The sequence below is a fragment of the Streptomyces sp. SAS_281 genome, from assembly GCF_052542855.1.
Genome location: NZ_JBMNDO010000088.1, coordinates 1 through 20709 on the forward strand (window position 1 = coordinate 1; position 20709 = coordinate 20709).

21 protein-coding genes are annotated in these 20709 nt (G+C 72.1%); 3 read left to right on the forward strand and 18 right to left on the reverse strand.

Annotated elements, in window-relative coordinates; translation table 11 throughout:
- Positions 1-54: 54 nt before the first annotated feature.
- From gatB to ACN6LM_RS27365, 9 genes are all read right to left on the reverse strand, one after another.
- The gene (gene gatB, locus ACN6LM_RS27325) at positions 55-1563 is read right to left on the reverse strand and encodes an Asp-tRNA(Asn)/Glu-tRNA(Gln) amidotransferase subunit GatB (RefSeq protein WP_445068041.1); all 1509 of its coding nucleotides are present in this window, start codon (positions 1561-1563) and stop codon (positions 55-57) included.
- Positions 1564-1578: 15 nt separating this feature from the next.
- Entirely contained in the window at positions 1579-1812 is a 234-nt protein-coding gene (locus tag ACN6LM_RS27330) for a hypothetical protein (RefSeq protein ID WP_361020034.1), read from the reverse strand.
- An 8-nt stretch (positions 1813-1820) separates the two neighbouring features.
- A complete protein-coding gene (gene gatA, locus ACN6LM_RS27335) occupies positions 1821-3323 on the reverse strand; it encodes an Asp-tRNA(Asn)/Glu-tRNA(Gln) amidotransferase subunit GatA (RefSeq protein WP_445068042.1) in 1503 nt (500 codons plus the stop codon).
- Between the two features lie 5 nt (positions 3324-3328).
- The gene (gene gatC, locus ACN6LM_RS27340) at positions 3329-3625 is read right to left on the reverse strand and encodes an Asp-tRNA(Asn)/Glu-tRNA(Gln) amidotransferase subunit GatC (RefSeq protein ID WP_018102521.1); all 297 of its coding nucleotides are present in this window, start codon (positions 3623-3625) and stop codon (positions 3329-3331) included.
- A gap of 288 nt (positions 3626-3913) precedes the next feature.
- The gene (locus tag ACN6LM_RS27345) at positions 3914-6100 is read right to left on the reverse strand and encodes a putative bifunctional diguanylate cyclase/phosphodiesterase (protein WP_445068043.1); all 2187 of its coding nucleotides are present in this window, start codon (positions 6098-6100) and stop codon (positions 3914-3916) included.
- A 228-nt stretch (positions 6101-6328) separates the two neighbouring features.
- Positions 6329-8545, reverse strand: coding sequence for an NAD-dependent DNA ligase LigA (ligA, locus tag ACN6LM_RS27350; RefSeq protein ID WP_445068044.1), 2217 nt, complete (start codon positions 8543-8545; stop codon positions 6329-6331).
- Between the two features lie 30 nt (positions 8546-8575).
- Entirely contained in the window at positions 8576-9601 is a 1026-nt protein-coding gene (locus tag ACN6LM_RS27355) for a methionine synthase (protein WP_445068045.1), read from the reverse strand.
- Positions 9602-9624: 23 nt separating this feature from the next.
- Positions 9625-10314, reverse strand: a complete 690-nt coding sequence (locus ACN6LM_RS27360) for an SDR family oxidoreductase (protein WP_445068046.1) — start codon at positions 10312-10314, stop codon at positions 9625-9627.
- 42 nt (positions 10315-10356) lie between these two features.
- Entirely contained in the window at positions 10357-10896 is a 540-nt protein-coding gene (locus ACN6LM_RS27365; RefSeq protein WP_445068047.1) for an LOG family protein, read from the reverse strand.
- Positions 10897-10973: 77 nt separating this feature from the next.
- Here ACN6LM_RS27365 and ACN6LM_RS27370 point away from each other — a divergent pair, with 77 nt between their 5' ends.
- The gene (locus ACN6LM_RS27370) at positions 10974-11309 is read left to right on the forward strand and encodes a DUF427 domain-containing protein (protein ID WP_361019892.1); all 336 of its coding nucleotides are present in this window, start codon (positions 10974-10976) and stop codon (positions 11307-11309) included.
- A 154-nt stretch (positions 11310-11463) separates the two neighbouring features.
- On the opposite strand, the gene mnmA is transcribed toward ACN6LM_RS27370, so the two are convergent.
- Positions 11464-12594, reverse strand: a complete 1131-nt coding sequence (mnmA, locus tag ACN6LM_RS27375) for a tRNA 2-thiouridine(34) synthase MnmA (RefSeq protein ID WP_445068048.1) — start codon at positions 12592-12594, stop codon at positions 11464-11466.
- A 61-nt stretch (positions 12595-12655) separates the two neighbouring features.
- Here mnmA and ACN6LM_RS27380 point away from each other — a divergent pair, with 61 nt between their 5' ends.
- Entirely contained in the window at positions 12656-13333 is a 678-nt protein-coding gene (locus ACN6LM_RS27380; RefSeq protein WP_445068049.1) for an N-acetylmuramoyl-L-alanine amidase, read from the forward strand.
- Here ACN6LM_RS27380 and ACN6LM_RS27385 read toward each other — a convergent pair.
- From ACN6LM_RS27385 to ACN6LM_RS27395, 3 genes are all read right to left on the reverse strand, one after another.
- Positions 13326-14495: a cysteine desulfurase family protein gene (locus tag ACN6LM_RS27385; RefSeq protein ID WP_445068050.1), complete on the reverse strand. Its 1170-nt coding sequence runs from the start codon at positions 14493-14495 to the stop codon at positions 13326-13328. The genes ACN6LM_RS27380 and ACN6LM_RS27385 overlap by 8 nt on opposite strands.
- Before the next feature lie 87 nt (positions 14496-14582).
- On the reverse strand, positions 14583-14852 hold the full coding sequence (locus ACN6LM_RS27390; protein WP_445068051.1) for a DUF4190 domain-containing protein: 270 nt from the start codon (positions 14850-14852) through the stop codon (positions 14583-14585).
- Positions 14849-15016 (reverse strand): hypothetical protein, encoded by a 168-nt coding sequence (locus ACN6LM_RS27395; protein ID WP_445068068.1) that lies wholly within the window; start codon positions 15014-15016, stop codon positions 14849-14851. Before ACN6LM_RS27395 ends, ACN6LM_RS27390 begins: the two co-directional genes overlap by 4 nt.
- Positions 15017-15115: 99 nt before the next feature.
- On the opposite strand from ACN6LM_RS27395, the gene ACN6LM_RS27400 reads away from it, so the two are divergent.
- Positions 15116-15766 carry a TetR family transcriptional regulator gene (locus tag ACN6LM_RS27400; protein ID WP_445068052.1) on the forward strand — a complete coding sequence of 217 codons (651 nt, stop codon included), beginning with the start codon at positions 15116-15118 and terminating at the stop codon, positions 15764-15766.
- 47 nt (positions 15767-15813) lie between these two features.
- Here the strand turns inward: ACN6LM_RS27400 and ACN6LM_RS27405 are convergent, their stop codons facing one another.
- From ACN6LM_RS27405 to ACN6LM_RS27425, 5 genes are read right to left on the reverse strand one after another with little or no spacing between them, the layout of a single operon-like run.
- A complete protein-coding gene (locus ACN6LM_RS27405) occupies positions 15814-16650 on the reverse strand; it encodes a thioesterase family protein (RefSeq protein ID WP_445068053.1) in 837 nt (278 codons plus the stop codon).
- Positions 16651-16708: 58 nt separating this feature from the next.
- Positions 16709-17368 carry a trimeric intracellular cation channel family protein gene (locus tag ACN6LM_RS27410; RefSeq protein WP_445068054.1) on the reverse strand — a complete coding sequence of 220 codons (660 nt, stop codon included), beginning with the start codon at positions 17366-17368 and terminating at the stop codon, positions 16709-16711.
- An 18-nt stretch (positions 17369-17386) separates the two neighbouring features.
- Positions 17387-18586, reverse strand: coding sequence for an ABC transporter ATP-binding protein (locus ACN6LM_RS27415; RefSeq protein WP_445068055.1), 1200 nt, complete (start codon positions 18584-18586; stop codon positions 17387-17389).
- On the reverse strand, positions 18583-19698 hold the full coding sequence (locus ACN6LM_RS27420; protein ID WP_445068056.1) for an ABC transporter ATP-binding protein: 1116 nt from the start codon (positions 19696-19698) through the stop codon (positions 18583-18585). Before ACN6LM_RS27420 ends, ACN6LM_RS27415 begins: the two co-directional genes overlap by 4 nt.
- Positions 19695-20684: an ABC transporter permease gene (locus ACN6LM_RS27425; RefSeq protein WP_445068057.1), complete on the reverse strand. Its 990-nt coding sequence runs from the start codon at positions 20682-20684 to the stop codon at positions 19695-19697. The genes ACN6LM_RS27420 and ACN6LM_RS27425 overlap by 4 nt, the downstream gene beginning before the upstream one ends.
- Positions 20685-20709 lie beyond the last annotated feature (25 nt).

Genomic DNA, 20709 nt, shown 5'->3' on the forward strand with positions numbered 1-20709 from the left:
GTGTTCCCGGTCCGTGGACCGGGAACACCGCCCCTTCGGGCCGTACGGGAGGGCTCAGCCCTCGACGCCGAGCTTCTCCAGGATCAGCTCGCGCACCCGGGCCGCGTCCGCCTGACCGCGGGTCGCCTTCATGACCGCGCCGACCAGGGCACCGGCCGCCGCGACCTTGCCGCTGCGGATCTTGTCCGCGATGGCGGCGTTGCCCGCGATGGCCTCGTCCACGGCGGTGGACAGCGCGCCCTCGTCGGAGACGACCTTCAGGCCGCGCTTCTCGACCACGGTGTCCGGGTCGCCCTCGCCGGCGAGCACGCCCTCCAGGACCTGGCGGGCCAGCTTGTCGTTGAGGTCGCCCGCGGCGACGAGCTCGGCGACCCGGGCGACCTGCGCCGGGGTGACGGGCAGCTCGTCCAGGCCGCGGCCGGTCTCGTTGGCGTTACGGGCCAGTTCGCCCATCCACCACTTCCGGGCCTGGTCCGAGGGGGCGCCCGCCTCGGTCGTGGCGACGATCAGGTCGACCGCGCCCGCGTTGAGGATGGACTGCATGTCGTGCTCGGAGACGCCCCACTCCTCCTTGAGCCGGGCGCGGCGGACCCGCGGCAGCTCCGGGAGGCCGCCCCGCAGCTCCTCGACCCACTCCCGGGCCGGGGCGACCGGCACGAGGTCGGGCTCGGGGAAGTAGCGGTAGTCCTCGGCGTTGTCCTTGATGCGGCCGGCCGTGGTGGAGCCGTCCTCCTCGTGGAAGTGCCGGGTCTCCTGCACGATCGTGCCGCCGGAGTTCAGCACCGCGGCGTGGCGCTGGATCTCGAAGCGGGCGGCGCGCTCGACGGAACGCAGCGAGTTCACGTTCTTCGTCTCGGAGCGCGTACCGAAGGTCTCGGTGCCGTGCGGGCGCAGCGACAGGTTGACGTCGCAGCGCATCTGGCCCATCTCCATGCGGGCCTCGGAGACGCCGAGCGCCTTGATGAGCTCGCGCAGCTCGGCGACGTACGCCTTGGCGACCTCGGGGGCGCGTGCGCCCGCTCCCTCGATCGGCTTGGTGACGATCTCGATGAGCGGGATGCCCGCGCGGTTGTAGTCGAGCAGGGAGTGGGACGCGCCGTGGATACGGCCGGTGGCGCCGCCGACGTGCGTCGACTTGCCGGTGTCCTCCTCCATGTGGGCGCGTTCGATCTGCACCCGGAAGACCTCGCCGTCCTCCAGCTGGACGTCCAGATAGCCGTTGAAGGCGATCGGCTCGTCGTACTGGGAGGTCTGGAAGTTCTTCGGCATGTCCGGATAGAAGTAGTTCTTCCGGGCGAAGCGGCACCATTCGGCGATCTCGCAGTTCAGCGCGAGGCCGATCTTGATCGCGGACTCCACGCCGATCTCGTTGACGACCGGCAGCGCGCCGGGCAGCCCGAGGCAGACGGGGCAGGTCTGTGTGTTGGCGTCCTGCCCCAGCTCGGTGGAGCAGCCGCAGAACATCTTCGTCTTGGTGCCGAGCTCCACATGGACCTCAAGGCCCATGACGGGGTCGTACGTCGCGAGGGCGTCCTCGTACGACTCCAGGTCGATGACAGTCACGGAAAACTTTCCCTCTCAGCCCAGCAGTACGTCGTCGTCGCCGAGACGCTTCAGTTCGCGATAGAGGATCGCGAGGCCGGTCACGATCGCCGCGGCGGACACGGCGGCGTCGATGAGGCGCAGCGTGTCGTTGTCCGAGCGGGCCAGCTTCGCCTGCTTGGCGACGCTGAGCGCGCCGAAGGCGGTGGTGCCCATCGATACGTACAGCCCGGTCTTCGACTTCTTGAAGTTCTTGGCCTTCTTGGTCATGGCGGCGCTCATAGCGAAGGAGCCTCCTCGATCAGCGGGTGTCCCCACTTTTCCACGAAAGCGGCCTCGACGGCGGCTCCGACCTTGTACAGCCGGTCGTCCTTCATCGCGGGGGCGATGATCTGGAGCCCGACGGGCAGGCCGTCCTCGGGCGCCAGGCCGCAGGGCAGCGACATGGCGGCGTTGCCGGCGAGGTTGGTCGGAATGGTGCACAGGTCGGCCAGGTACATCGCCATCGGGTCGTCGGCGCGCTCGCCGATCGGGAAGGCGGTGGTGGGCGTGGTCGGCGAGACGATCACGTCCACCTGCTCGAACGCCTGCTCGAACTCGCGCGTGATCAGCGTGCGGACCTTCTGCGCGGAGCCGTAGTACGCGTCGTAGTAGCCGGAGCTCAGCGCGTACGTGCCGAGGATGACGCGGCGCTTGACCTCGTCGCCGAAACCGGCCTCGCGGGTGAGCGCGGTGACGTCCTCGGCGGACTTCGTGCCGTCGTCCCCGACGCGCAGGCCGTAGCGCATGGCGTCGAACCGGGCGAGGTTCGAGGAGCACTCGGACGGCGCGATCAGGTAGTACGCCGAGAGCGCCAGGTCGAACGTCGGGCAGTCCAGCTCCACGACCGTGGCGCCGAGCGACTTCAGCAGCTCGACCGACTCGTTGAAGCGCTGGACGACCCCGGCCTGGTAGCCCTCGCCGGAGAACTGCTTGACGACCCCGACGCGCATGCCCTGGACGGAGCCGTTGCGCGCGGCCTCCACGACCGGCGGGACCGGCGCGTCGATCGACGTCGAGTCCATCGGGTCGTGCCCGGCGATCGCCTCGTGCAGCAGGGCCGCGTCCAGGACCGTACGGGCGCAGGGGCCGCCCTGGTCGAGGGAGGACGAGAAGGCGACCATGCCGTAGCGGGAGACGCCGCCGTAGGTGGGCTTGACGCCGACCGTGCCGGTGACGGCGGCGGGCTGGCGGATGGAGCCGCCGGTGTCCGTGCCGATGGCGAGCGGGGCCTCGTACGCGGCGAGGGCGGCGGAGGAGCCGCCGCCGGAGCCACCGGGGATCCGGGTGAGGTCCCAGGGGTTGCCGGTGGGGCCGTAGGCGCTGTTCTCGGTGGAGGACCCCATGGCGAACTCGTCCATGTTGGTCTTGCCGAGGATGACGACGTCGGCCGCCTTCAGCTTCCGGGTGAGGGTGGCGTCGTACGGCGGGACCCAGCCCTCGAGGATCTTCGAGCCGACGGTGGTCGGCATGTCCTTCGTGGTGAAGATGTCCTTGAGCGCGAGCGGGACGCCGGCCAGCGGGCCCAGCTTCTCGCCGGCCGCCCTCTTGGCGTCCACGGCACGGGCCTGGGCGAGCGCGCCCTCGCGGTCGACGTGCAGGAAGGCGTGCACCTTCTCGTCCACGGCGTCGATCCGCGCGAGGTGGGCCTCGGTGACCTGGACGGCGGTGAGCTCGCCGGAGGCGATCTTCGCGGCGATCTCGGCCGCGGTGAGCTTGATGATGCTGCTGATGTCGGTCATGACTGCTAGTCCTCCCCCAGGATCTGCGGCACCTTGAAACGCTGCTGCTCCTGGGCCGGGGCGCCGGAGAGCGCCTGCTCGGGGGTGAGAGACGGACGGACGACGTCCGCCCGCATGACGTTCGTCAGCGGCAGCGGGTGGGAGGTCGGCGGTACGTCTTGGTCGGCGACCTCGGAAACGCGGGCGACCGCGCCGATGATGTCGTCGAGCTGTCCGGCGAAGTGATCGAGCTCTTCGCCCTTCAGCTCCAGACGCGCCAGCCGGGCGAGGTGGGCGACCTCCTCGCGCGTGATGCCAGGCATGCAGCGATCCTCAGGGGTTGGTGTGTGGTTTGCCGGGGGCCGGCGGCACCTTTCCACCGTCCGTCCGGAGGACGGGCCGCGCGGCGTCCGGCGCGTGCGCTCGCAAGGCGCCGGAGCGCCCTCGTGGCGGCGGAGCCACTCGGGCGTTTCGGCAACGCGGCGAGCGTGCGTGCCAGGCGTCGCGCGGCAGGTGGAAATGTGCCGCCGGCCCCCAATCCTATGGGGTCGGCCACACGGCTGAGGACACGGTTTTGCGGGAGGCCGCTCCGTGGTCTTTGCGGGAGGCCGCTACGTCGTCGCCGGGCGCGGGCCCGCCGGGCGGCCCGAGGGGCGCTGTTCCAACTCGGCCGCCGGGGCCGCCGGGGCCGCCGCGGGCGTCGCGGCGGGGGCCGGGGTGGCCGCCCCCGCCGCCGCGGCCAGTTCGGCCGGGCGGCGCCAGCCGTGCTCGCCCCGCGCCCGCAGCCAGGCGGTGGTCTCCTGGGGCGGCATCGCGGCCGCCACCAGCCAGCCCTGGACCGCGTCGCACCGCAGGTCCCGCAGCCGCTCCCAGGTCTCGTCGTCCTCGACGCCCTCGGCCACGACCAGCAGGCCGAGCGAGTGGGCCAGGTCGATGGTGCAGCGGACGATCTCGGCGTCCTCGTGGTCGATGGCGAGCCGCGCCACGAACGAGCGGTCGATCTTCAGCTCGCTGACCGGCAGCCGGCGCAGATGGACCAGTGAGGAGTACCCGGTGCCGAAGTCGTCCAGGGACATCTTCACGCCGTGCCCGGTCAGCCCGGCAAGCGTGTCCGCCGCCCGCTGCGGGTCCTCCAGGAGCACGTGTTCCGTTATCTCCAGCTGGAGAGCGCCCGCCGGGACGCCGTGCCGGGCGAGCCGGGCCGCGACGCCGCCGGCGAACCCGGGGGTGTGCACATCGCGGGGCGAGACGTTGACCGCGACGGGCACGAAGAGGCCCTGGGCCCGCCACCGGGCGACCTGGGCGAGCGCCGTCTCCAGGACGTACTCGGTGAGGTGCGGCATCAGCCCGGACGACTCCGCGATGGCGATGAACTCGTCCGGGGGCACTCTTCCGCGCTCCGGGTGCACCCAGCGCACCAGTGCTTCGAGCCCGGCGACCTGGCCGTCGAAGCGGACCTTGGGCTGGTAGTGCAGCTCCACCTCGCCCGCGTCCAGCGCGCGGCGCAGGTCGCCGAGGAGGCCGAGCCGGTCCGGGGTGTTGCTGTCGCGCTTGGACTCGTACACCTCCACACCGGTGCGGTCCCGCTTGGCCTGGTACATCGCCACGTCGGCCCGGCGCAGCAGCCCCTCCGCGTCCACCGCGTGGTCCGGGAAGACGGCGACGCCCGCGCTGGCCTCCAGGACCAGGGTCAGCCCGTCCAGATCGAGCGGGGACGACAGCTCGGCGACCAGGTGGCGGGCGACGCGCTGGGCGCTGGTGGTGGAGTCGGCGGTGGGCAGCAGGACCGCGAACTCGTCGCCGCCCAGCCGGGCCGCCTCGGCGCCGCGCGGCAGGGCGAGCCGGAGCCGCTCCGCGATCTGGAGCAGCAGCCGGTCGCCCGCCAGGTGGCCGAGGGTGTCGTTGACGGCCCGGAAGCGGTCGAGGTCGATGAGGACCAGGGCGGCCCGGTTGCCGACGCTCTCCGCCTCCTCCAGCGCGGCCCAGGTCCGCTCCAGCAGCCACTGGCGGTTGGGCAGCCCGGTCAACGGGTCCTTCAGCTGCTCCTCGGCCCGGGCGCGGGCGATCCACAGCGTGGAGTCGAGCGCGATCAGCGGTACGGCGAAGAGCGGCAGCAGGACCGGCCGGGCCATCGCGACGACGCAGATCAGCGGGGCGATGCCGACCAGGGCGACCGCGACGAGACCCTGGCGCAGCAGCGCGGTGCGGGCGACGGTGGGCAGGCCGCCGCCGGGCTGGGCCCGCGAGTACCACAGCAGGAGCCGGGTCACCAGCAGATAGGTGAAGGCGGCGAGCAGGACTTCCGGGACGGCGTCGATGCCCCAGTCGAGTGGCCGCCAGGGCGTCTCGACGGACTGCACCTCGCCGAACGCGGCGAGCACCAGGGCCGCCGCGCCGACCCCGAGGATGTCCACGGCGCCGTGCAGCAGCCCCTGCCACCAGCGGTGTCTGCGGGCCACGCCGACGAGGACGACCACGACGAGGCTGACCAGACCGGCGGGCACCCAGCCGTACAGCAGCAGGACGGCCAGGGTGAGGGCGGCGCCGGAGCCGGTGCCGCCCCACCAGCGGTCGCGGCCGAGCGCGACGAGGTGGCCGACGACGATGCCGGTGAGGACGGCCAGCGACCAGCCGGCCCGGCCGTCCGGGAAGAGGGCGCGCCCCTCGCTGAGGGCCCGGGAGAAGCCCGTCGCGAGCTGGATCGTGGCGAGGGCCAGCAGGACGGCGCCCACTTGGGGCGCGGGTCCCGCGAAACCTTGCAGCCGCGCCACCGGTGCGGCGCTCTCGGTCGGTTTCATTCCGTCCCTCTCACAGCCGGCGATGCCGATGTCACCCGATGAATGCGTTCCGAGCCACGACGCGTCCCGGCCCGCCCGGTGGCCAGGTCGAGGGCGCGTCTGACCACAGTAGGCCGCGGAGGGCTGCTACGGGCAGCGGTCTACCGCTCTTGCCCGAATGCGAACCGACTATCCGTCAGCATCTGGTATGCGCCGATCGGGTGAGGCCGACCGAGTGTCGGCGGCCGTTCACGCTCCGGATGCGCCACCCGCCTCCGGGGCCGGTTCCCCGGCCGGGACCGCCGCATCGCGGGCCGCGTCCGGGCCCTCGGTGAGCAGGACGGCGAAGCCGGTCTCGTCCAGGACGGGGACCTTCAGCTGGACCGCTTTGTCGTACTTGGAGCCGGGGTTGTCCCCGACGACGACGAAGGCGGTCTTCTTGGAAACGGAACCGGTGACCTTCGCGCCCCGGCTCTGCAGGGCCTCTTTCGCGCCATCCCTGGTGTGCCCGGTCAGCGTGCCCGTGACGACGACGGTGAGCCCTTCGAGGGGGCGGGGGCCCTCGTCCTCGCCGGCCCCCTCGTCCTCCATCCGGACGCCGGCCTCGCGCCACTTGCGCAGGATCTCGCGGTGCCAGTCCTCGGCCAGCCACTGCTTGACGGAGGCCGCGATGATCGGCCCGACGCCGTCGGCGTCGATCAGCTCCTGCTCGGTGGCCTCCTCGATGCGGTCCATGGAGCGGAACTGGCGGGCCAGCTCCCGGGCCGCGACCGGGCCGACGTGGCGGATGGAGAGCCCGGTCAGGATGCGGGCCAGCGGGGCCTCCTTGGCCGCCGCGATGGCGTCGAGCATCGCGAGGGCGTTCTTCTTGGGCTCGCCCTGCTGGTTGGCGAAGACCCGGGCGACCTTCTCCTCGCCGGTCTTCGGGTCGCGCTTGGGCAGCCCGCTGTCCGGGTCGCGGACGTAGGCCCGGATGGGCAGCAGCTCGTCCATGGTCAGCCCGAAGAGGTCGCCCTCGTCGCGCAGCGGCGGTTCGGCGGGCTCGAGCGGTGCGGTCAGCGCGGCGGCGACCACGTAGCCGAAGTGGTCGATGTCGAGGCACTTGCGGCCGGCGAGGTAGGAGACGCGCTCGCGCAACTGGGCGGGGCAGGAGCGGGCGTTGGGGCAGCGGACGTCGACGTCCGCCTCCTTCATGGGCTTCAGCTCCGTGCCGCACTCGGGGCAGTGGGTCGGCATGACGAACGCCCGCTCGGTGCCGTCACGGAGGTCGGCGACCGGGCCGAGGATCTCCGGGATCACGTCACCGGCCTTGCGCAGCACCACCGTGTCGCCGATCAGGACGCCCTTCGCCCGGACCACGTTCTGGTTGTGCAGGGTCGCGAACTCGACCTCGGAGCCCGCCACCACGACCGGCTCGACCTGGGCGTACGGGGTGACGCGGCCGGTGCGGCCGACGCCGACGCGGATGTTGACCAGCTTGCTGTTGACCTCCTCCGGCGCGTACTTCCAGGCGATGGCCCAGCGCGGGGCGCGGGAGGTCGAGCCCAGGCGGCCCTGGAGCGGGATCTCGTCCAGCTTGACGACGACGCCGTCGATCTCGTGCTCCACGGAGTGCCGGTGCTCGCCGAAGTAGGCGATGAACTCCCGTACGCCGTCGAGGGAGTCGACCACCTTGTTGTACTTGGCGGTGGGCAGGCCCCACTCGTGCAGCAGTTCGTAGGCGTGCGACAGGCGGTCGATGTCGAAGCCCTCGCGGGCGCCGATGCCGTGCACCACCATGTGCAGCGGGCGGGTCGCGGTGACCTTCGGGTCCTTCTGGCGCAGCGAACCGGCCGCCGCGTTACGCGGGTTGGCGAAGGGCTTGTCGTCGGCCTCCACCAGCCGGGCGTTCAGCTCCTCGAACCCCTCCATCGGGAAGAAGACCTCGCCGCGGACCTCGACGAGCGGCGGGATGCGGTCGCCCTTCAGCCGGTGCGGGATGTCGGCGATGGTGCGGACGTTGGGCGTGATGTCCTCGCCGGTGCGGCCGTCGCCCCGGGTCGCGGCGCGGGTCAGCACGCCGTGCTCGTAGGTGAGGTTGACGGCGAGGCCGTCGATCTTCAGCTCGCACAGGAAGTGGTAGCCGGGCGAGCCGACGTCCCGGGCGATGCGCTCGCCCCAGGCGGCCAGCTCCTCGTCGTCGAAGGCGTTGTCCAGGGAGAGCATCGGCTCGCGGTGCTCGACCGACGTGAACTCCGTGCGGTACGGCCCGGCGACCTTCTGGGTCGGCGAGTCCGGGGTGCGCAGCGGCGGGTGGGACTCCTCCAGGGCCTCCAGTTCCCGCAGCAGCCGGTCGAACTCGGCGTCGCTGACGACCGGCTGGTCGTTCACGTAATACCGGAAGCGGTGCTCCTCGATCTGCTCCGCGAGGAGCTTGTGCCTCTCCTGCGCCTCGACTGGCACCGCTGTCTGCTCTTCGCCGGCCATCGTCCCGTCCTCCCGTTACCCAGCGTCCCGCTACTCAGGGTTGTCTGCGAGCGATCTCGCGGCCCGGGCGCAGTGGGCGAGCGCGGCCCGTGCGTACGCGGGCGACGCACCCGCGAGTCCGCACGAGGGGGTGACCGTCACGGACTCGGTCAGAGTCCCCGGATTCAGCCCCAGCCTGCGCCACAGCGTCCTGACACCCATGACGCTACCGCCCGGGTCGGACAATCCGCCCGAGGCCGGGTCGGTGCCCGGTACGACCCCGAAGAACATCCGGGTGCCGCCCTCGACGGCTTCCCCGACCGCCTCCTCCTCACGCTCGGTGAGCAGGGAGAGGTCGAAGGAGATGCCGTCCGCCCCGGCCCGGCGCAGCAGCGCGAACGGCACCTCGGGGGCACAGGTGTGCACCAGCGTGGCCACTTCGCCGGCCGCGGCGAGGACCTCGCGCAGGGTGGCCTCCACGGCCTGGCGGTCCACGGCCCGGTACGTGCGGTAGCCGCTGGCGGTCCTGACCCGGCCGCGCAGCACGGCGGTGAGCGACGGCTCGTCCAGCTGGAGGGCGAGGCGCGCCCCGGGCACCCGGCGCCGCACCTCGGCGAGGTGGCCGCGCAGCCCCTCGGCGAGCGAGTCCGCGAGGTCGCGGCAGGCGCCGGGGTCGCCGAGGAACGCCTCGCCGCCCCGGCGTTCCAGGGCGGCGGCGAGGGTCCAGGGCCCCACGGCCTGGATCTTGAGCGGGCCCTCGTAGCCCTGGGTGAACTCCTCCAGGGCGTCCAGGTCCTCGCCCAGCCAGGACCGGGCCCGGCGGGTGTCGCGGCCGGGCCGGTCGCTGATCCGCCAGCCGCTGGGCTCGACGTGCCCGTACAGCTCGGAGAGGAGTCCGATCGTGCGGCCGGTCATGTCGGCGCCGGGCCCCCGCGCCGGGAGTTCCGCCAGGTACGGCATGCCCTCGCCGTCACCGAAGGAGCCGGCGACGGTCTTCGCCGCCTCCCGGGCGTCTCCCCCGGGCATCGAACCGATCCCGGTGGCCGGGCAGTCCCTGAACACGCTGATCTCGCTCACGCGAGAAGCGTACGGCCCCGCGATCAGCGGCCGGGACGCACGGTGAGGTCGTTGACCTCGGCGTCGCGGGGCAGGTCGAGCGCCATCAGGATGGTGGTGGCGACGGACTCGGGGTCGATCCAGCGGGCGGGGTCGTACTCCTTGCCCTCCTGCCGGTGGACCTTCTCCTGCATGGGGCTGGCGGTGCGGCCCGGGTAGACGGTGGTGACGCGGACGCCGTTGCCGTGCTCCTCGTGGCGCAGCGAGTCCGCGAGCGCCTTCAGGCCGTGCTTGCTGGCTGCGTACGCGCTCCACTCGGGGCTCGCGGAGAGCCCGGCGCCGGAGTTGACGAAGAGCACGTGGCCCTGGGCGACGCGCAGCTGGGGCAGGGTGAGGCGGGTCAGCTCGGCGGGGGCGACGAGGTTGGCGTTGAGCTGGTAGTGCCACGCCTTGGGGGTCAGCTCACCGACCGGGCCCAGCTCGACCACGCCCGCGATGTGCAGCAGCGAGTCGAGCCGTTCCGGCACGGTCTGCTGGGCGAGGGCCCAGGAGAGCCGGTCCGGGTTGGACAGGTCGCCGACGAGGGTGCGGGCGCCGGGGTGGAGCGCGGCGAGCTCCTTGGCGCGGCCCGCGTCGCGGGCCAGCAGGACGAGGTCGTCGCCGCGCTCGGTGAGGCGCCGGGCGACCGCTGCGCCGATGCCGGAACCGGCACCGGTGATGAGGTGAGTGGACATGGCCCCATCGTCGCATCCGCCGCCCGGGCCCCGTACGTCACATCACTGCAGGCCGGCCGACTCCTCCAGGTAGGCCAGGGCGCCGACGCCGTCCTCCGCGAAGAAGACCAGCTCGGTCAGCGGGAGGGGCAGGAAGCCCTCGTCCTCCATGCGCTGGAACTGCTCGCGCAGGCCGTCGTAGAAGCCCGCGGTGTTGAGCAGGACGACCGGCTTGGTGTGCTTGCCGTGCTTCTTCAGCTCCAGGATCTCGGTCGCCTCGTCCAGCGTCCCGGTGCCGCCGACCATGATCACGACGGCGTCGGACTTCGCGAGCAGGAGCGCCTTGCGCTCGGCGAGGTCGCGGGCGATGACCATCTCGTCCGCGTTGGTACGGGCCTTGGCGGCCAGGAAGTCCACGGAGACCCCGACCAGCTTTCCGCCCGCCTCCTGGACGCCGTCCGCGACGACCTTCATCAGGCCGCTCTCGGAGCCGCCCCAGACCAGGGTGTGCCCGGCGCGCCCCAGCAGCTCGGCGAATTCGCGGGCGGGCACGGTGTAGCGGTCGGGGAGGTCGGCGGCGGAGAGGAAGACGCAGATGTTCATGACTGCCACGGTAAGGCCAGGCGGACGGGGGCCCGCAGGCGGGGAAGAATCACGCACCGGGAGGGGCTGTGAGAGGTATGACTTCCATCCGAGGACACCGCATCACCGTCGAGCCCGGCACGGAGCACGTCCGCGTGGTACGCGACGGGCTCCTGCTCGCCGAGAGCCGCCGCCCGCTCGTCCTGCGCGAGACCGGCTGTCCGGTCCGCTACTACCTGCCGCCCGAGGACGTCCGTACGGAGCTGCTGACGCCGTCGGACACCCGCACGCACTGCCCGTTCAAGGGGGACGCGTCCTACTGGTCGCTGCCCGGAGCCGCCGACCTGGTCTGGGCGTACGAGGAGCCGAAGGCCGAGGTCGAGGCGATCAAGGACCACTTCTGCTTCTACGACGCGGAGCTGGTCGCGCGCTGACCACGACGGCCCCGGCCGGGACGGCCGCCCGGATGCGGCGGGGGCCGCTGTGGCGGACCCTGAAATCCGTGGCACCGCCACGAAAGCGCCCCGCGCGGCCACGCCCGTACTGGGGTCGGGCGTGGCCGTGCGGGCTTGCCTGGCGGACGGGGACTCAGCCCGCCGTCGCGCGCTCCCGGCGGACCGTCGTCGCGATCGTCGCGGAGCCGACCACGCGGGTGCCGTCGTACAGGACGACCGCCTGGCCGGGGGCGACGCCCCGCACCGGTTCGGTGAACGTGACGTGCAGGGTGGCGTCGGTCAGCTCGGCGGTCACCTCGGTCTCGCCGCCGTGGGCGCGGAGCTGGGCGGTGTACGTCCCCGGGCCGGACGGGGGCGTCCCGCACCAGCGGGGCTTGATCGCGGTGAGCGCGGTGACGTCCAGGGCCTCGGCGGGGCCGACGGTCACCGTGTTGTTCACCGGGGAGATGTCCAGGACGTAGCGCGGTTTGCCGTCGGGGGCCGGGTGGCCGATGCGCAGGCCCTTGCGCTGGCCGATGGTGAAGCCGAAGGCGCCCTCGTGGGTGCCCACCTTCGTACCGGACTCGTCCAGGATGTCGCCCTCCGCCCTGCCGCCGAGGCGGTCCGCGAGGAAGCCCTGGGTGTCGCCGTCCGCGATGAAGCAGATGTCGTGGCTGTCGGGCTTCTTGGCGACCGCGAGGCCCCGGCGCTCGGCCTCGGCGCGGATCTCGTCCTTGGTGGTGAGGGTGTCGCCGAGCGGGAACATCGCGTGGGCGAGCTGGCGCTCGTCCAGGACGCCGAGCACATAGCTCTGGTCCTTGGCCATGTCCGAGGCTCGGTGCAGTTCGCGGTTGCCGTCGGCGCCGGTGACGACGGTGGCGTAGTGGCCGGTGCACACGGCGTCGAAGCCGAGCGCGAGGGCCTTGTCGAGGAGGGCGGCGAACTTGATCTTCTCGTTGCAGCGCAGGCACGGGTTGGGGGTGCGCCCCGCCTCGTACTCGGCCACGAAGTCCTCCACGACGTCCTCGCGGAAGCGTTCCGCCAGGTCCCAGACGTAGAAGGGGATACCGATGACGTCCGCGGCGCGGCGGGCGTCGCGGGAGTCCTCGATGGTGCAACAGCCCCGGGCACCGGTCCGGAAGGACTGCGGGTTCGCGGAGAGGGCGAGGTGCACACCGGTCACGTCGTGGCCCGCCTCGGCGGCGCGGGCCGCGGCGACGGCGGAGTCGACACCGCCCGACATGGCGGCGAGCACACGGAGGGGGCGCTGGGGAGTCTCAGTCATAGCCCCACCAGGGTACGTGGGGGCGGGAACCGAAAGCTCACGGATAAGCGTTGTCCGTCTCATGGGGACCAAGGGGACGGACGGCGGCGGCACCGGGACCGGGATCAGCCGGCGCTCGGTGCTGATCGGCGGTGCCGTCACGGCCGTGGGCACGGCGGTGCTGGCGCGGGACCGGCTGAAGCGCACCTGGTGGCGGCTGCCGGGCGTGGAGAAGCCGCGCACCCCGGGGGCGGTGGATTACGCGGGGGCGCGGTGGGTGGCGGCGGCGGAGGCGAACTGGCGGCGGGCCGACCGCCCCGACGACTACGGCATCGACCGGGTGGTCATCCACGTCACCCAGGGCGGCTTCGACAGCGCGGTCCGCGCCTTCCAGGACCCGGGGCACCGGGCTGCGGCGCACTACGTGGTGCGCAAGGACGGGCATGTGACGCAGATGATCCGCGAGCTGGACGTGGCGTTCCACGCGGGCAACCGCTCGTACAACGAACGCAGCGTGGGCATCGAGCACGAGGGCTTCGTGGAGCGCCCGCAGGGCTTCACCACCGCGATGTACGGGGCGTCGGCCAAGCTCACCGCGGCGATATGCGCGCGGTACGACATCCCCGTGGACCGCGAGCACATCATCGGGCACGTGGAGGTGCCGGGCGCCGACCACACGGACCCGGGCCGCGGCTGGGACTGGGACCGCTACATGGAGCTGGTGCGGCGCGCGGCCACGTCCGGGAAACGCTCTAGCTGAGCCCCGCCGACCGCGCCCGTTCCACCGCCGGGCCGATCGCCCGGGCCACGTCCTGGACGTCCTGCTTGGTCGAGGTGTGGCCGAGCGAGAAGCGCAGGGTGCCCCGGGCCAGGTCCGGGTCGGTGCCCGTGGCGAGCAGCACATGGCTGGGCTGGGCGATCCCCGCGGTGCAGGCGGAGCCCGTGGAGCACTCGATGCCCTGGGCGTCCAGCAGCAGCAGGAGCGAGTCGCCCTCGCAGCCGGGGAAGGTGAAGTGCGCGTTGGCCGGCAGCCGGCCGCCCGGTGCCGGGTCGCCGCCCAGGAGGGCGTCGGGGACCTCCGCCAGGACGGCGGCGGCCAGCTCGTCGCGGAGCGCGCCGGTCTCCCGGGCGAAGTCCTCGCGCCGGTCGGCGGCGATCCTTCCGGCGACGGCGAACGAGGCGATGCCGGGCACGTCCAGGGTGCCCGAGCGCACATGGCGCTCCTGCCCGCCGCCGTGCAGCACGGGCACCGGGGTGTACTCGCGGCCGAGCAGCAGCGCGCCGACGCCGGTGGGCCCGCCGATCTTGTGCGCGCTGACGGTCATCGCGGCGAGCCCGGACGCGGCGAAGTCCACGTCGAGCTGGCCGAACGCCTGGACCGCGTCGGCGTGCATCGGGATCCCGAACTCGCGGGCCACTTCGGCCAGTTCGCGTACCGGCAGAATGGTGCCGATCTCGTTGTTGGCCCACATCACGGTGATCAGCGCGATGTCGTCCGGGTCGCGCAGGACCGCCTCGCGCAGCACCTCGGGGTGGACGCGCCCGTGCCGGTCGACGGGGAGGTACTCGACGGTCGCGCCCTCGTGGGCGGCCAGCCAGTCGACGGCGTCGAGGACGGCGTGGTGCTCGACGGGGCTGGCGAGGACCCGGGTGCGGCGGGGGTCGGCGTCGCGGCGGGCCCAGTACAGGCCCTTCACCGCGAGGTTGTCCGACTCGGTGCCGCCGGAGGTGAAGACCACCTCGCTGGGGCGTGCGCCGAGGGCGTCGGCGAGGGATTCCCGGGACTCCTCGACGGTACGGCGGGCCCGGCGCCCGGCGGCGTGGAGTGAGGACGCGTTGCCCGTGACGGCGAGCTGCGCGGTCATCGCCGCAATCGCCTCGGGAAGCATCGGGGTGGTGGCGGCGTGGTCGAGGTAAGCCATGGTGGGCTCGATTCTACGAGCCCCCGGCGGGGCGTACGGCGGGCGCATGGGGTCCTGCGGCCCGCGCACCGTGTGCGGCGGCGCGGATCAGCCGCCGAAGCCCCAGGAGACGGTGCCGTTTCCGGTGACCAGGAAGGCGAGGACCACCAGGTCGGCGACGCCGAGCGCGAGGCCGAGGAAGGCGCGGCCGCGCCGTTCGGTGGAGCGGGCCAGGGCCACGAGCGCCATGACGATGGCGGCGGGGCCCAGCAGGAGGTTCATCACCAGCAGCCCGACGAGCCCCAGCACGAACGAGGCGACGGCGAGCCCGTCGGCGTCCCGGCGGGAGCGCGGGGCGGCTTGCACCGGCGCGCTCACCGGGAACCCCGTGCCCGCTCGCGCACGGCGAAGACCAGCAGCCAGCAGCCGATGAGGGCGCCCAGGACGAGCGACAGCGGAAGGGGGATCTGGGCCACCGCTCCCAGCACGATCCCCAGCAGGAGCAGTGCGGCGACGAGGACGATCATGTTCGGCCTTTCCATGTGCGGACGGACCATTCAGAGAACGACTGTTCACTGACTTACGAGTCTAAACCTGTCCGCCTCTTCCCCGGCCCGGAGAACAGTTGTTTACTGAATGGCATGAGTCACACCGCCGGAATCCGAGGGAACGGCATCCGCGAGAGCCGGAAGCTGAAGACGCGCCAGGCGCTGCTCGACGCCGCCCTGGGGCTGCTGGCGGAGCAGAGCCTGAGCAGCCTCGGGCTGCGCGAGGTGACCCGGGCGGCCGGCATCACGCCCACGGCCTTCTACCGGCACTTCGGAAGCGTGCCCGCGCTTGGGGTGGCCCTGGTCGAACAGACGCTGGGCAGCCTGCACGGCATGATCGGCGCGATACTCGCCGAGACGGGCGACAGCGAGGTCCGGCTCGACCGGAGCGTGCAGCTGATACGACGTCACGTTCGGGATCAGCCCGCGCACTTCCGCTTCATCGCGCGGGAGCAGCACGGCGGGGTGGGCCCGGTCCGGGAGGCCATCGCGGCGCAGCTGCGGCTGTTCGCCGAGGAGGTGGCGGCGGCCCTCGCGGCGGAGCCGGAGTCGAAGGGCTGGGCCGAGGAGGACCTGCTGATGCTGGGCGGTCTCTATGTGGACCACATGGTGACCACCGCGTCGGCCCTGCTGGACGCGGGCCCGGCGGACGACGAGCGGGTGGCCCGCACGGCGGGGCGCCGGATGCGGCTCATCGCACTGGGCGCCCTGCACTGGCTCGACGAGCCGGCACAGGGCGCCTGAGAACGAGGACCGGGAGGGCCGGCCGCGCGGGGAGAACCAGGAGGGGGTCAGCCGCGCGGGGCGCGGGCGAGCTGGCGGGACTGGGCGACCAGGCGGTCGGCGCTGTCCCAGACGTCCGCGTCCTCCTCCAGGAAGCCGCCCGCCAGGTTGCGGGTGGTGATGGAGACGCGGAGCGGGCCCGGGGCCGGACGGCAGCGGATGTGCGTGGTGAGCTCGATGGTGGGGGTCCAGCCCTTGAGCCCCAGCTCGAACGAGGTGGGCGGCAGCGCGTCCACGGTGAGCAGCAGGGAGAGCGGGTCGGCGTCGCGGCCGTCGGCCAGCCCGAACCAGCCGCGCATCTCACCCTTGCCGGAGGGCTGCCCGATCGCCCAGCCGATGGTCGCCGGGTCCAGCTTGATGTCCAGCCGGTCGGTGATCGCGGAGCTGCCCGGGATCGGCGCCGGTCCGTCACTGGGACCGAGGCAGTGTTCGCGCGGCGGGATGGCCGGCGGCTTCGCGGAGGTGCGGACGTCGTCACTGAGGGCGTCCAGGTCGCCGTAGGTGGCGAGGACGCGGATGCGCTCGACCTCGGTGCCGTCCTCGGCGTACTGGAAGAGGGACGCCTGACCGGTGGAGAGGGTGCGGCCGGTGCGGACGGTCTGGGTCCGGATCACCGCCGGGCCGGGCACGGACGCGGTGAGGTAGTGCGCGGAGACGGAGAACGGGTCCGCGTGCGGCAGGGCCTCGCCGAGCGCGCGGCCCAGCATCGCCAGGAGATAGCCGCCGTTGACGGCCTGGATGATCGTCCAGCCCGCCGAGAGCTCCGCGTCGTAGACGCCCTCTTCGCGCAGGGTGACCGCGGTGTCCTGGTCGAACTCGCTGTCCCCGATGGTTGCCTGTGCCATGGAGGCACCGTACACCGATTGTATTACTGAGCGGTAGCTTTTTGGTTCGGCGCGTAGGTCACGCCTCCTCCGCCCGCGCCGAGCGCCGGTTGTGGGCGCGCGGGGCCCGCCAGTGGAAGCGGAGCGCGAGAAGGCGCAGGACGAACGCGGTGATCACGGCCGCGCCGCTGGTCAGGGCGTTGAGCGCGTCGAAGCGGATGCAGAGCGCGATGATGGCGGCGCCCACCATGGCGGGCACCGCGTACAGGTCCCGGTCCCAGCGCAGCAGCGACGGCACCTCGTTGGCCAGTACGTCGCGGAGCACACCGCCGCCGACCGCCGTGGCCAGGCCGAGCGCCGCCGACGAGGTGAGGCCGAGCCCGTAGTCGTACGCCTTCACCGTGCCGGTGACGCAGAACAGCCCGAGACCGGCGGCGTCGAAGACGTTCACACCGGCCTGGATGCGCTCCACGTGCGGGTGGAGGAAGAAGACCAGACCGGCGGCGAGCAGCGGGGTGGTGAAGTACCCCAGGTCCGTGAAGGCTGCGGGCGGCACCGCGCCGATGATCAGATCACGGAACAGCCCTCCGCCCAGCGCCGTCACCTCGGCGAGCACCGCGATGCCGAAGACATCGAAGTTCTTGCGTACGGCGAGCAGGGCGCCCGAGATCGCGAAGACGAAGATCCCCACGATGTCGAGCGCGTGCTGGACGGAGGGCGTGAACAGTTCGTTGAGCACCGGGCAATTGTGCCCGTACTACTCCTTCGTACCGTCCGGGGCGGGTTCGGAGGGCTCGGCGGCCTTCGCGGGCTCCTGCGGTGCCTCGGCCGCGGGCTCCTGTGCGGGCTCCTCCGCGGGCGCCGAGCGGACCGTGATGACGTCCGCGACCAGCGGGGCGTCGCCCGGCACCTGGTCCTCGCCGTTCTCCGGGTGGTGGCAGGCCACCTGGTGCCCGGTCTTCAGCTGGAGCAGCGGCGGCTCGGTCGTCCCGCAGACCTTCGTCGCCTTCCAGCACCGGGTGTGGAACCGGCAGCCGCTGGGCGGCGAGATCGGCGAGGGCACATCGCCCTTGAGCAGGATGCGGTCGCTCTTGGCACCGCGCCGGCGCGGATCGGGCACGGGCACCGCGGACATCAGCGCCTTGGTGTACGGGTGCATCGGCGCCTGGTACAGCGACGTGCGGTCGGCCAGCTCGACGATCTTGCCGAGGTACATGACCGCGATGCGGTCCGACACGTGGCGGATCACCGACAGGTCGTGCGCGATGATCATGTACGTGAGCCCGAGCTCGTCCTGGAGGTCGTCCAGCAGGTTCACCACCTGCGCCTGGATCGACACGTCCAGCGCGGAGACCGGTTCGTCCGCGACGACCAGCTTCGGCTTGAGGGCGAGCGCCCGGGCGATGCCGATGCGCTGGCGCTGGCCGCCGGAGAACTCGTGCGGGTAGCGGTTGTAGTGCTCGGGGTTGAGCCCGACCAGCTCCAGCAGCCGCTGGACCTCCGCCTTCACACCGCCCTCGGGCTTGACGCCCTGGAGCCGGAAGGGGGTGGAGACGATCCCGCCGACCGTGTGGCGCGGGTTCAGCGAGCCGTACGGGTCCTGGAAGATCATCTGGATGTCGCGCCGCATCGGCCGCAGCCGTCCGGCGGACATGTGGGTGATGTCGCGTCCCTGGAACTCGACCTTGCCGCCGGTCGGTTCCAGCAGCCGGGTCACCAGCCGGCCCATGGTCGACTTGCCGCAGCCCGACTCGCCGACGACGCCCAGGGTCTCCCCGGGGCGCACGTCGAAGGTGAGCCCGTCGACCGCCTGGACCGCGCCGACCTTGCGCTTCAGCACGCCCTTGGTGATCGGGAAGTGCTTGACCAGGCCGTCCACCTTGAGGAGCGGTTCGGGGCCGGACCCGTCCGACCCGGCCGCGGCCGGCGCGGGAGTCTTCTTGTTCAGCTCAGTCACAGCTTCGGCGCAATCTCTTCGGTCCAGATACGTTCGCGCTGCTCACGCGACATGTGGCACGCGGAGTAGTGCCCGTCGCCGACCTGCTTCAGCTCGGGACGCTCGGTGCGGGTGAGGTTGTCGGGCGGGACGTCGGCGTACGGGCAGCGCGGGTGGAAGGCGCAGCCCGACGGGACGTTGATGAGACTGGGCGGCGATCCCTTGACGGGGATCAGCCGCTCGGTCTGCTCCCGGTCGATCCGCGGCATCGAGCCGAGCAGGCCCCAGGTGTACGGGTGCTGGGGCTCGTAGAACACCTTCTCGGCGGAGCCGCGCTCGACGCACCGGCCCGCGTACATCACGAGGATCTCGTCCGCGATCTCGGCGACGACACCGAGGTCGTGGGTGATCATGATGACCGCGGAGCCGAACTCCTTCTGCAGATCGCGGATCAGGTCGAGGATCTGCGCCTGGACGGTGACGTCGAGGGCGGTCGTCGGCTCGTCGGCGATGAGCAGCTGCGGGTTGTTGACCAGGGCCATCGCGATCATCGCGCGCTGGCGCATACCGCCGGAGAACTGGTGCGGGTAGTCGTCGAACCGGCGGTGCGGCTCGGGGATGCCGACCCGGTCCAGCATCTCGACGGCGCGCTTCTTCGCGGTCTTCTTGTCGACCTTGTGGTGGACCCGGTGGGCCTCCACGATCTGGGTGCCGATCGTGTAGTACGGGTGCAGGGCGGACAGCGGGTCCTGGAAGATCATGGCCATCTTCTGGCCGCGCAGCCGCCGTACGTGCTCGGCGCCCGCGCCGATCAGCTCCTCGCCCTCCAGCCAGATCTCGCCGCCGATCCGGGCCCGCTCCGAGGTGTGCAGGCCCATGATCCCCAGCGAGGTCACGGACTTGCCGGAGCCGGACTCGCCGACGATGCCGAGGGTCCGGCCGGCCTCCAGGTCGAAGCTGACGCCGTCCACGGACTTGACCAGGCCGTCGTCGGTGTCGAAGTGGACGCTGAGGTCGCGTACGGAGAGGAACGGGTGGCCGTCGCCCGAGCGGGGGGCCGGGACCGACCCGTCCGCCCGGGAGTCCTTCGTGGCCGAGTCCTTGGTCGAGTCCTTCTTGGTCGCGCCGCTCATGAGAGCCTCACCCGGGGGTCGATCGCGGCGTACACGAGGTCCACCAGCAGGTTGCAGATGACGATGAAGAAGGCCGCGACCAGGGTCACGCCCATCACCTTGGGCAGGTCGGCGGTGGTCACGCCCTGGATCGCGAAGGCGCCGAGCCCCTGGAAGGAGAAGACGCGTTCGGTGATGACCGCGCCGCCGAGGAGCAGCGCGAAGTCCATGCCGAAGATCGTGACCAGCGGGGTGAGCGCGGACCGCAGCCCGTGCTTGACGACCACCTTGCGCTCCTGGAGGCCCTTGGCGCGCGCGGTCCGGATGTAGTCCTCGCTCATGGTCTCCAGCATCCCGGCCCGGGTGAGCCGGGCGTAGAGCGCGGAGTAGAGCAGGGCGAGCGTGCACCAGGGCAGGACGAGGCTGCCCGCCCAGGCGACCGGGTCCTCGGTGATGGGCACGTACTCCCCGTTGCCGAAGAGCGCCAGGACGACCAGGCCGGTGAAGAACATCGGGAGGGAGACGCCGGCGAGGGCGACGCCCATGGAGAGGCGGTCGAAGAGCGAGCCCCGCTTCAGCGCGGAGACGACACCGATGGCGACACCCGAGACGACCCAGATGACGGCGGCACCGACGGCCAGCGACAGCGTGACCGGGACCCGGTCCACGAGCTGCGGCCAGATCTCGGTGTGCGTCTTGAACGAGTAGCCGAAGCACGGGGCGCTGCACGTGACGGGGTCCGGGCCGAACTGGTACTGGGCGCCGGCCACGATGCCCTTGATGAAGTGCCAGTACTGGAGGTACAGGGGCTGGTCCAGCCCCAGGTTCTTCTTGACCGCGGCGATGACGTCGGGGTCGGGGCTCTTCCCCACGTACTGGGCGGCCATGGAGTCGAGGGTCTGCCCGCCGAGGCGGGGCACCAGGAAGAAGATCGCGAACGTGACTGCGCTGACCACCAGCAGCAGCAACACCGCGGCGAATACGCGTCGGATGATATACGCAGCCACAGCCGTGCGGCGCCGGGCGGGTGGG

What these genes read in the sequence shown, in the direction of transcription:
- ACN6LM_RS27330 (WP_361020034.1), bottom strand. Translation starts at nt 1,812, where the DNA reads ATGACCAAGAAGGCCAAGAACTTCAAGAAGTCGAAGACCGGGCTGTAC.
- gatA (WP_445068042.1), bottom strand. Translation starts at nt 3,323, where the DNA reads ATGACCGACATCAGCAGCATCATCAAGCTCACCGCGGCCGAGATCGCC.
- gatC (WP_018102521.1), bottom strand. Translation starts at nt 3,625, where the DNA reads ATGCCTGGCATCACGCGCGAGGAGGTCGCCCACCTCGCCCGGCTGGCG.
- ACN6LM_RS27345 (WP_445068043.1), bottom strand. Translation starts at nt 6,100, where the DNA reads ATGAAACCGACCGAGAGCGCCGCACCGGTGGCGCGGCTGCAAGGTTTC.
- ligA (WP_445068044.1), bottom strand. Translation starts at nt 8,545, where the DNA reads ATGGCCGGCGAAGAGCAGACAGCGGTGCCAGTCGAGGCGCAGGAGAGG.
- ACN6LM_RS27360 (WP_445068046.1), bottom strand. Translation starts at nt 10,314, where the DNA reads ATGTCCACTCACCTCATCACCGGTGCCGGTTCCGGCATCGGCGCAGCG.
- ACN6LM_RS27365 (WP_445068047.1), bottom strand. Translation starts at nt 10,896, where the DNA reads ATGAACATCTGCGTCTTCCTCTCCGCCGCCGACCTCCCCGACCGCTAC.
- ACN6LM_RS27370 (WP_361019892.1), top strand. Translation starts at nt 10,974, where the DNA reads ATGACTTCCATCCGAGGACACCGCATCACCGTCGAGCCCGGCACGGAG.
- mnmA (WP_445068048.1), bottom strand. Translation starts at nt 12,594, where the DNA reads ATGACTGAGACTCCCCAGCGCCCCCTCCGTGTGCTCGCCGCCATGTCG.
- ACN6LM_RS27380 (WP_445068049.1), top strand. Translation starts at nt 12,656, where the DNA reads ATGGGGACCAAGGGGACGGACGGCGGCGGCACCGGGACCGGGATCAGC.
- ACN6LM_RS27385 (WP_445068050.1), bottom strand. Translation starts at nt 14,495, where the DNA reads ATGGCTTACCTCGACCACGCCGCCACCACCCCGATGCTTCCCGAGGCG.
- ACN6LM_RS27395 (WP_445068068.1), bottom strand. Translation starts at nt 15,016, where the DNA reads ATGGAAAGGCCGAACATGATCGTCCTCGTCGCCGCACTGCTCCTGCTG.
- ACN6LM_RS27400 (WP_445068052.1), top strand. Translation starts at nt 15,116, where the DNA reads ATGAGTCACACCGCCGGAATCCGAGGGAACGGCATCCGCGAGAGCCGG.
- ACN6LM_RS27405 (WP_445068053.1), bottom strand. Translation starts at nt 16,650, where the DNA reads ATGGCACAGGCAACCATCGGGGACAGCGAGTTCGACCAGGACACCGCG.
- ACN6LM_RS27420 (WP_445068056.1), bottom strand. Translation starts at nt 19,698, where the DNA reads ATGAGCGGCGCGACCAAGAAGGACTCGACCAAGGACTCGGCCACGAAG.